The organism is Lacticaseibacillus pantheris DSM 15945 = JCM 12539 = NBRC 106106 (assembly GCF_001591865.1).
GTDB classification, from domain to species: domain Bacteria; phylum Bacillota; class Bacilli; order Lactobacillales; family Lactobacillaceae; genus Lacticaseibacillus; species Lacticaseibacillus pantheris.
Genome location: NZ_BCVS01000089.1, coordinates 1 through 10,104, shown reverse-complemented (window position 1 = coordinate 10,104; position 10,104 = coordinate 1). Strand labels below are relative to the sequence as shown.

The window sequence follows — 10,104 nt, the reverse complement described above, 5'->3', positions numbered from 1 at the left end:
ACTAAGCCGCAGCCCCACCGCCACTTTACCAGCACAGCCCACCATCTCCGGACAGCGCAAAAAAGGAGCTGCCTCCAGCTCCCTTGCATACATATTTGCTAATAATCCACGCGCTACTCGTCCGCAGTGAAGTCGCTCAGCGTTTCGTCCGCAACCTCGTCAGGCGCGGCCGCCTGCTGCTTACCCTGTAGGTACTCGTACAGCGCACCCTCCCGTAATCCGTTTTGCGAGAAGATGATTTTATCCGCGTCAATGAACCGCAGCATCGTGACCACGGGCACCAAGCCAGCAACGATGATGTCCGCCCGATCCCGTGCCAATCCTGGCATCGCCCGGCGCGCCTCCACGTCGGCGTCAACCACCTCGGCAAAGACACTGTTGACGTTGCGACTCAACATTCTGAACCCGTGAATATCCTCAAAGTTGCGGAAGTGGTGCTTCCGCCGCTGAATTTTGGCCAGCGTCCGGTTCGACCCACCCAAAGCAATGATCGGTAGATTCTGGGCTTCCCGTAGCCACCAAATGCCGTTGAAAACGTTCGACACCGACGACCACAATCGAAACAAGTCACCAGGCGTAATGGGGTCGTGTTGCACAAAGTGCTCGGTGAGATTGACCGAACCAAACGGAATACTGATACGGTGCTCCATCTGCCGGTTCTGAATTAGCACGAGTTCGGTGGAAGCCCCGCCGGTATCCATAATTAACCCACTTTGCACGTTGAGGGTGTTAATCACACCCACATAGTCCAGTTCAGCCTCGCGGACTCCCGGAATAACCTCAATTTGCAGGCCCACCTCATCACGGACGCGCTTCAAAAACTTTTTCTGGTTCTTAGCCTGCCGGGTTGCCGCCGTGGCGTACGCCTTGATGGTCAAATCGTCCAATTTACTGTAGGTATCCTTAAACCGCAACAACGCGTCAATGGTCCGTGAAATTGCCGGTTCCTTGAGCGTCATTTCAGCGCCCATATCCTCAGACAGCCGAACCATTTCCTTCACCTTTGATTCCGCAACGGGCTGTCCGTCGTCCTTCACTGACCACACGGACATTCGTACCGAATTACTACCTAAATCGATGACTGCAAAGTGTGTCATACACGTGTACCTGCCTTTCCTAATCCCGGATCATCTGGTGATTGTAACGGCGTAAAGCGCATCCCCTGCCCATCGTTCGTGACGGCGGGCGTAGACTCTGGCACCGGCAACAATTCCTGGTTCATTGCCGCCGCGTGCTCCACAAAGTATTCCTGCACGTCGAGACGGGGATGGCCACGCCCATCAACAAGTTTCCAGGTATCATCCGGCTGCAGTACCCGGGTCTTAACGTTATCGGACCACATCAAGTCAAAAATCTGCAATAAATGCACGCGGATGTTGTCCTGCAAGATTGGGAACAGAATCTCAACCCGCCGCTTCAGGTTACGGGTCATCAGGTCTGCGGAGGATAGGTACACGTGCTCCTCCCCACCAGCATAGAAGTAATAAATCCGGCTGTGTTCCAAAAAGCGCCCAACGATGGAATGAACGCTGATGTTATCAGAAACTCCCGGAATGCCCACTTTGAGGTCGCAAATACCCCGAATCAACAGGTTGACCTGGACACCGGCTGCGGACGCCTCGTACAATTTACGAATCATGTGGGGATTGGACAGTGAGTTCATCTTCATCCAAATGATGGCTTTGCGGCCGGCCCGCGCCTCCTTAATTTCGGCGTCAATCTGGTCGCTCAAAAAGTCCTTGATGCCATCGGGACTAATGGATAACTTGTGGAAGAATGGCGGCTCGGAGAAACCGCTAAGCATATTAAAGATACTGGACGCGTCAATACCAATTTCAGTATTGCACGTAAAGAGGCCCATGTCGGTGTACAGGCGGGCGGTAACGTCATTATAATTACCAGTCGCCATGTGCATGTACCGCCGCAGCCCGTCCTCGTCACGGCGAACAACAAGCGTTAGTTTACAGTGCGTCTTTAAACCCACCAGGCCATAGATAACGTGACAACCGGCTTCTTCCAACTCGCGGGCCCAGTGCACGTTGTTTTCTTCATCAAAGCGGGCCTTCAGCTCAACCAACACCGTCACCTGCTTGCCGTTATTAGCAGCCTGCTTGAGGTACTTAATGATTGGTGACTGGCTAGACACACGGTACAGCGTCATCTTAACCGCCAAGACTTCGGGATCCCCGGCCGCCTGGTGAATAAACTCCGTGACCGGCGCGAAACTATCGTAAGGTAGGTGAACGAAAACGTCTTGTTGCCGAATAGTGTCAAAGATATTCTGATTTTGCAGTACGGGGTTAAGGTACGGCGTGTGTTCAGGGTAAACCGCGTCGGGATCCGGTTGTACCCGCTTAATGATTTGCTTCAAGAAAGTGAGGTCAATGGGCCCGTTGATAGGATAAACATCGTCACTATCAATCCGCATCTGCTTAGTCAGGTAGCGTACCAACCGCTTGCCCATCCCCGCATCAACTTCCAGACGCATCACACGACCACGCTCACGTTTTTTGAGCTGGGATTGAACTTCCTTAATCAAGTCAGATGCGTCAGCTTCGTCAACGTCGAGTCCCATATCCCGGGTTACCCGGAATGTGGCCGTTTCCTTAATGGTTGAACCAATGAACAACTCGTTCACAAAGGTGCGGATGACATCCTCAAGCATGATAAATTCGTCGCCGCCTGGTAGATGAATTACACGTGGCACCCCGCCGGGAATTTGAACCGTCGCAAACTCATCGTGGTGTTTACCGTCACCATCCGGTCGTGCCAACCGCACAGCCATGTTCATGCTGCCATCAGACAAAAACGGAAACGGGCGCGATGCATCAACAGCCATTGGTGTCAGGATGGGAAAAACCTCCTGGTGGAAATAGTCACCAATAAAATCCCGCTGGGCCTCCGTCAGTTCTTCCGGCGTGCGGAGATAAATTTTCCGGTGGCGCAATGACGGTAATAGCGACCGGGTGAGCGTCCGGTATTGCTTTGCAACCATGGCGTGCACACGTTTACTAATTGCCTTCAGTTGTTCTTTAGGGGTCATCCCCGCAGCATCGGGTTCGCTATACTTGACGGATACCATTTTGCGCAAAGAAGCAACGCGGACGTTAAAAAATTCATCCAGGTTGCTCTGGGTAATGGCTAAAAAACTAACCCTTTCAAACAACGGGTTATCAGCGTCCCGTGCCTCTTCCAGGACGCGATCGTTGAAGGCAATCCAGGACAACTCCCGGTTAGTATAAAATTTGGGGCTATCTAATTTTTGCTTTTCACTCACTGGACTTTCCTCCATTTAAATTTGACCGGTACACCAAATACAGACTCAAAGAATCGACTCCGCGTATTGAACGACCACCGTTCCAAATCCACGTTGTCCTGACTGGTAGCCGTGATTGTCAGCTGTTGACTACGCAATGAGACGCGAATTTGACTGATTTTTTGCCGGCGTGATGCGTCCAACGCGTCCGCAATTCGCAACAGGGACGCCAGCTTGGCCGCCGCCACCCTTTCCGCACGCCGCAAACCATTGTCCATCGACAGGTAGACTCCGGGTTTGTGACTCGTATATATGTGCGTTACCAGCGCAACCATACGTTGCTCGTGCGTGGAGAGACCGATAACGTCGGTCGCGCGAATTAGGTACTCATTGTTCACGCCCACGTCGTGCTCGTCAATATAGGTGCCCACGTCGGCAAGAATGGCCGCGGTCTCCAGTAACACCCGCTCCCGCTTTCCCAGGCCATGCAGGGATTTCAGTCGGTCGAACAGTTGCAAAGCAAACTCCGCCACCGCGTTCCGGTGCTGACGGTCAACGTGGTACCAATCCGATAGCCACATGGCGCTGGACCGAATAATCCGCGTATGGTCAAACTTGATGGCACGACTATCCGCATCAATGGCCGCATTCACCGCCAACCCGTCCAGCAGGTCGATGCTACTGGTCCAGACGTGGCGAATCTGCAGGCTGGTAACCAATTCATGCTCGAGCAACACGGTCGGCAACACCTGATCCAGTTCCGAGTTGTTCAATCCGTAGCGGTCCACTAACAACTGGTCACTGGCTTGTATAACGGAGCGGTACACCGTGCGCAGATCGTTGAGAACTTCGCGATTCGCGTCGTTTGCTGGCAACAGCTTGGCCAGGAGGTGCTGGCCCGTCCCCATGATGATCAGGTGCTTATAATCCTGTGCGTGCGGTAATAGCCGCAGGAAGTTGACCAGTTCACTATCAATATAGTCCCGCAAAACCGCCACGTAGTTGGTCTCTGTGCGTTGCACCTGCTTCAGGTCCTCAACTACACGGATTGGTCCGAGTGGGAGGTTACGTGCAAAGCAGAACTGGCCCCGTTGGAACGCCATTAGCTCGACGGTGCCCCCACCAATATCGATGAGCAACGTTCCCTCGTTTGCCAGCTGGTCGAACTGGGGGAAATGTTGCATTACGGCGTTAGCACGGTTATAGGTTTCTTCCGACACTGCCAGTTGGCGCAACCACACACCCGTGCGGTTATACAACTGGTCACGCACAAATTCAGCGTTATCTGCCTCAAAGAAAACATTGCCCGCGAAGCCGGTGTAGTCCTCCACGCCGTACTCCTTGAACACGCGCAAGACGGTATTGAGGGCGGTCTGCAGTGCGTCCGCAGTTTCAACACTAAGAAAATTATCGCTAAAGTTATCGGTGCCAATTGCCACCGGATAAAATCCTCGGTCCAGCTCGTGTAACTGCTGTAAATTTGTCACGCTAAACGCGACGCCTTGACTTTCAATAACAACTAATCCGTAAGGTTGCCCAGCCATTACTACCACCATCCCAGCTACTTTTAGAGTCTGCAAATATGTAGTTCAACAACACTGACCTAATCATAGCACTGTGTGATTTCTAGACACAATCGCGGGGAATAATTTCAGACATTTGCGGCAAAGTGTCGTCCTCGAACAGCCATAAATTTGAGCGCTTGACGGCAACAGGCTACATTCAACGTTCACGGGCGCAATAGTAATCCAACTGTAGTAGAGTAGTATCCTAGTACAACAATCAACCCCCAACGCCAACAATCAAACAAAAAGCCGGTCCCATCAGGCATCCCGGCTCAGTGCTTGTAATATTAAAATTATCAAACTACCAATCAACGGACTAATTTTCGTTCGCCAACAGCTGGTCTGCCAACTTAATCAAGGCTTGCTTGATGATTTCCGGCAGCTTGGGCTGGTCGAACTGCAAATCAATGCAACCCATCAACTCGCTAATCATATTTTGGGTGTTGGTGTGCAAAATTGCTTCCAGGTGCGTATTCGCAAACGCAAGAATTAGCGAGTAACACCGGGCGTTATTCAGGCAAGCGTTCATCAGCGCCATCCGTTCCAGTCCCCGGGCCTCGTCAACTGACACCAACTTGTGCGTATGCGCAACGTGATCAACAATCTGTTGCTGAGCCGCCAACACGTCGCTAGCAAAGTCGCTCTTCCATTTATTCATAAAGGTGACCGTCTCACCCGTAATTACCGCGGGGTTCTGGCCCCGGCGTTTAATATTATTTGTGGGCATATTACCATTCTTTCTACATAACAGTATCGATACCGTCATACCACTAATCAAGTTATCCGGCAAAGGTGGTTGCTTCATTATACCGAAAATTCGGTTCATTTCGACACGTTGCCGTTTAAAGACTTTCTTCAATTACTTCGGTTTTGGTTAAATCGGTATGAAAGCGCATTAACGTTCACTAAAAAGTCACATTTAACACCGCCAAACGCGGTATAGTATGGTTTAAATTAACATTGATAATCGAGGTTAACGCGATGCCAGATTTATTTAGTTTCGTAGAACAATATGGCGATCAAACTTTCGCTGACAAGCCACTCACCGACGTGGACGCAGTCATCATCGCCCAACTCGCCTACCTGAATTTCCCCCAGTTTGCCGGCCACTACGCCATCAACACCCTCACGGAGTTTCAGCTGGGCCGCCTCACCGACCAGGTCTGGGAACAGACCAAGAGCCTGAAACTCTTGCAGCTAATGGCCCAAAGTCGTCGTTACCGCGAACTACGGTGCGTCCAGACAGTCTCGCTGGACGGACTAAACGGGCATTGTACGGCAATGGACTTCGACTTGGATGGACGTTTTCACTACGTTGCGTTTCGCGGGACGCAGTCTGATTTCCGCGACTGGCGGGAAGATTTCACGATGGCTTTTAAAAAAGTAATCCCAGCGCAAAAATCAGCGTTGCGGTTTCTCGAACGCGCCATGAAACAAAACACCGGGACCTATTACGTTGGCGGTCACTCTAAAGGCGGCAGCTTGGCGGTGTACGCCTTCAGTCACCTAACGAGAGCATTGAGTGCGCGCGTTCGTCATTGCTTTAGTCTTGACGCGCCGGACCGGCTACCACACGGCCGTATTCGCAGTCGGATTACCAAGCTAGTACCGCAAAGCACCTTTATTGGTATCCTGCTAGACCCCACCGCCGACTTTCAGGTTATCGCCGCCCATGCCGTTTGGATGGACCAGCACAACCCGTTCACCTGGACCACAGCGGGCGACAGCTTCCTCCGGCGTGCGCGTATCGATGGATGGGCGCACTACTGGCAACACACGCTGGCTGGGTGGGTCCGTAGCCTCGACCGCGAGCACATCGAGCTATTCGTAGACGGGCTGTTTGGGGCACTTAGCCGCACCGGCACGAACAACTTTGAGCAATTCGGTTCAAAGTGGCAGAGCAACTTGAGGCGCTTGATTCGCGAGCTTGGTCGCGGTCAATCGCGTACGCGAACGGCCATGCGTGAAACCACGCGCCGCCTGTTACTGTCGGGTCTCTCGGCCGTGCCAGCGCTGATTGCTCCCCCAACGGGTCAACAAGCCAGTACCGGTACCCATAATTGGTAGATGGCCCAAGCCAATTTTACAACCAATTTGTTTATTTCCAGGCTCTTAATCATGGCCCTTGGTCGCCGTCAGCATTGACCTTTCACGGCAATTTTCACAAACTGTGGATAACCACGATAACGGTTTCTAGAATGTCGGCTTCCCTATCACAATTGCTGTGGTTTCGCGCTTTTCCCGCTCTGGGGCCTTTGTTGGCATTACGGTTTGGCGTCACCACCACTTGCAAAGAATAATTAGTATTCATTGGCGCTTTCAGAAAACGCTGTGCATAAATCAATTGGCGCCCGGCGTCACGGGACTGGTTGACGACGAAATACCACTGTATATTCCCACGCAAATTATGCATCAGTTGCCGTTTGTACCATACCAATTCACTAACCAATCAATTAAGCACCCAATCTGCGATCCCCACACATACTCCGTGTGGAGATTGCAGATTGGGTGCCTTTTAATTCGCTTGGGGGCCAAGTCCACGACGGTACATCCAGTACACTAAACCAGCAAGCGGTAGTGTACACATTAACGCCGGGTAAAACCAGCCGTATGGTAGAAAGTCGAACAACGCCCCACCAATAATCGGTCCTAAAACCATTCCGGAATCCATCCCAATGTAAAAGGTACTGTTGGCCAGCCCCTGTTCGTTCAACGGCGCTACCAATAACGCGGTTGCTTGGCACACTGAGTACATCAGGCCATAACCGCCCGCTAAACCCAGGGCGGCAACTACGAGCATGCCATCATTGACCAAGAAGGTTAAGCCCAGCATTCCAACTAGGTTGCTGGCAATCCCGGCTAACAAGAAAACTTTGAATGGTACCCGGTCGAAATAATCCTTCAGTGCCAGTCGCAAAACTAATAAAATGCCTGCATAAATCAGGAAGAAACTGCCCACAGCCACGTGCAGGTGCCGTACCGCGACGTACTCGACAATGTACGACTGCGTAGCAAAGTACGGAATGGATAAAATCATGATTAGTAAAGCAATTGGTACAACCCGCGGCTGGACAATACGCACGTGGTGCTGAGTCGGCGCGACTTTGCGTACGACCGGTTGCCCGTGATTCGCCACAAACTGAATTAAAATGATTAGTAGCAGGCTGAACGCAGCCGCGCACAGGAACGCCCAACGGTAGCCAAACCGGCCATACATGAAAATCCCCAGGGCCGGGGCAATTGCCATCCCCAACGCGTTCATCATACCGTAGTAGCCCATCCCGGTGCCGATCCGGTCGCGCGGCAGCAATCCGGACAACCAGGTAGCCATGCAGACCGAACACAAAGCAAAGCCGAACCCGTTAACAATCCGAAACAGCACCACCATCCACGGGGCCACGGACAGCGCGTAACCAATTCCGGCGATTAACAGGAGAATTCCACCCAGTAAAGCCAGGCGGAATTTAGACACCCGGTCGGTTAACTGCCCAGCAAAGGGGCGGAAAAGCAACGAGCACAGGTTCATGCAGGCCGCCACCATGCCCGCCACTAACGCACTAGCACCAATGCTGTGCGTAAAACCCACGATGAGCGGATTAATGAGCATGGATGACGACATGTAGCAGAAACTACCCAGCAGGATTAATACGGCATCCCGACCAAACAACCGTTTTTTTGCAGACACAATTGGCCTTCTTTCTGAAACTTCTTCGCCATTTAGTGTACCATACGGACCGTCGCCGCTGTGACATACCGCCCACGCGGCTTGCAGCCGGCGACCCACAATACGGCCATGCCACCCCCACAATCAGTCCGGGCATTCACCAACTTTGGCTACAAAAAAGCGTGGCTCAGCGCCTCCTCGATGGGAATTGGCACTAACCTACGCTACACTCCCAGAATTTAATCTTGCGGAGCTCCATTAAAATTATACGTACTGCAACTGCTTAGCCTCACTGTAGGCCGCGTCAATCGTACCGCCACCCAAGCACTCAGCACCGTCATAGAAGACAACCGCCTGACCGGGGGTGATAGCGCGAACTGGCTGGTCAAAGGTGACCTTGGCCTGCCCGTTGCCCAGCACGTGCACCGTCACACCGGTATCCGCCTGACGGTAACGGAACTTGGCCGTCACGTGGAAATCAGTCCCAGGCTGATGGCCGTTCGCCCAGTTAAGGCCGGATGCGTCCAAACTCGTCGCCATCAGTGCTGGATTATCAAAGCCCTGCCCAACGTACAACACGTTCTTCTGCAGGTCCTTGCCAACCACAAACCAAGGCTCGGAGTTGTCGCTACTACCGCCAATCCCCAAACCAGAACGCTGACCAATCGTGTAGTACATCAGGCCAGCATGCTCGCCCATGTCCTGACCGTCGACGGTCATCATCCGCCCCGCCTTTGCAGGCAGGAACTCGCTCAGGAAGTGCTTGAAGTTACGCTCGCCGATGAAGCAGATACCGGTGGAGTCCTTCTTCATGGCCGTTGCCAGGCCGTTACGGCGTGCAATGGAGCGGACCTCCGCCTTCTGCAGGTGGCCAATCGGGAACATCACCTTCTGCAACTGCTCCTGGCTAAGCTGACTCAGGAAGTACGTCTGGTCCTTGTGCTGATCGGCACCGCGCAGCATGTGCACCGTACCGTCAGCGTCGCGCTCAACCTGAGCGTAGTGCCCCATTGCGATGTAGTCCGCATCCAGCTCCTCGGCATAGTCGAGGAAGGCCTTGAACTTAATCTCCTTGTTGCACATTACGTCCGGGTTAGGCGTACGCCCAGCCTTATACTCATCCAGGAAGTACGTGAACACGCGGTCCCAGTACTCCTTTTCAAAGTTGATGCCGTAATACGGGATACCGATTTGATCCGCCACTTTGGCTACGTCTTCGTAGTCCTCCGTGGCAGTACAAACGCCATCGTCGTTGCTGTCGTCCCAATTTTTCATGAAGACGCCCACAACATCGTATCCCTGCTGCTTAAGTAACAGCGCGGCAACGGAGCTATCCACCCCGCCTGACATGCCCACAACTACTCGTGTGTTGGCATTATCCACATTAATCACCATCATTTCGTTAAAATTCTAAAATCCACGGTTTGAAGGTCGGGAATTCCAGTACTTACCAGTATAAAGTCCATGACGACAAAACGCAACGCTTTGTAAAAGTAAGCGGGGCGTCGACCCGGTGATTTGGGGTGCCACACAGTAACCAATGCTACGGTAGTGGTCGACGGCAGCGTCGGCCGGACCGGTAAGCTGCGGCTTCCGTGGGGCGCTCCATGGTAATCCAC

Annotated in this window: 7 protein-coding genes; 1 reads left to right on the top strand and 6 read right to left on the bottom strand. The window is 52.7% G+C overall.

Annotated features, from left to right (window positions below):
- Nucleotides 1–113: 113 nt before the first annotated feature.
- The 4 genes from LPA02S_RS09000 to LPA02S_RS08985 form a co-directional block, all read right to left on the bottom strand.
- Nucleotides 114–1,097 carry a Ppx/GppA family phosphatase gene (locus tag LPA02S_RS09000; RefSeq protein WP_056956989.1) on the bottom strand — a complete coding sequence of 328 codons (984 nt, stop codon included), beginning with the start codon at nucleotides 1,095–1,097 and terminating at the stop codon, nucleotides 114–116.
- Nucleotides 1,094–3,277 carry an RNA degradosome polyphosphate kinase gene (locus tag LPA02S_RS08995; RefSeq protein ID WP_056956990.1) on the bottom strand — a complete coding sequence of 728 codons (2,184 nt, stop codon included), beginning with the start codon at nucleotides 3,275–3,277 and terminating at the stop codon, nucleotides 1,094–1,096. The genes LPA02S_RS09000 and LPA02S_RS08995 overlap by 4 nt, the downstream gene beginning before the upstream one ends.
- The gene (locus tag LPA02S_RS08990) at nucleotides 3,274–4,800 is read right to left on the bottom strand and encodes a Ppx/GppA phosphatase family protein (protein ID WP_054648941.1); all 1,527 of its coding nucleotides are present in this window, start codon (nucleotides 4,798–4,800) and stop codon (nucleotides 3,274–3,276) included. Before LPA02S_RS08990 ends, LPA02S_RS08995 begins: the two co-directional genes overlap by 4 nt.
- A gap of 337 nt (nucleotides 4,801–5,137) precedes the next feature.
- The gene (locus LPA02S_RS08985; protein ID WP_054648939.1) at nucleotides 5,138–5,548 is read right to left on the bottom strand and encodes a hypothetical protein; all 411 of its coding nucleotides are present in this window, start codon (nucleotides 5,546–5,548) and stop codon (nucleotides 5,138–5,140) included.
- A gap of 254 nt (nucleotides 5,549–5,802) precedes the next feature.
- On the opposite strand from LPA02S_RS08985, the gene LPA02S_RS08980 reads away from it, so the two are divergent.
- Nucleotides 5,803–6,888, top strand: coding sequence for an Mbeg1-like protein (locus LPA02S_RS08980; protein WP_056956991.1), 1,086 nt, complete (start codon nucleotides 5,803–5,805; stop codon nucleotides 6,886–6,888).
- A gap of 448 nt (nucleotides 6,889–7,336) precedes the next feature.
- Here the strand turns inward: LPA02S_RS08980 and LPA02S_RS08975 are convergent, their stop codons facing one another.
- Both LPA02S_RS08975 and mnmA read right to left on the bottom strand, forming a co-directional pair.
- Nucleotides 7,337–8,506, bottom strand: coding sequence for an MFS transporter (locus LPA02S_RS08975; RefSeq protein WP_056956992.1), 1,170 nt, complete (start codon nucleotides 8,504–8,506; stop codon nucleotides 7,337–7,339).
- A gap of 243 nt (nucleotides 8,507–8,749) precedes the next feature.
- Nucleotides 8,750–9,883: a tRNA 2-thiouridine(34) synthase MnmA gene (gene mnmA, locus LPA02S_RS08970; protein ID WP_054648933.1), complete on the bottom strand. Its 1,134-nt coding sequence runs from the start codon at nucleotides 9,881–9,883 to the stop codon at nucleotides 8,750–8,752.
- Nucleotides 9,884–10,104: the final 221 nt, after the last annotated feature.

Bases quoted from the DNA above. Each gene is read 5' to 3' on its own strand.
- LPA02S_RS08980 (WP_056956991.1), top strand. From the start codon at position 5,803: ATGCCAGATTTATTTAGTTTCGTAGAACAATATGGCGATCAAACTTTC.
- LPA02S_RS08985 (WP_054648939.1), bottom strand. From the start codon at position 5,548: ATGCCCACAAATAATATTAAACGCCGGGGCCAGAACCCCGCGGTAATT.
- LPA02S_RS08990 (WP_054648941.1), bottom strand. From the start codon at position 4,800: ATGGCTGGGCAACCTTACGGATTAGTTGTTATTGAAAGTCAAGGCGTC.
- mnmA (WP_054648933.1), bottom strand. From the start codon at position 9,883: ATGATGGTGATTAATGTGGATAATGCCAACACACGAGTAGTTGTGGGC.
- LPA02S_RS09000 (WP_056956989.1), bottom strand. From the start codon at position 1,097: ATGACACACTTTGCAGTCATCGATTTAGGTAGTAATTCGGTACGAATG.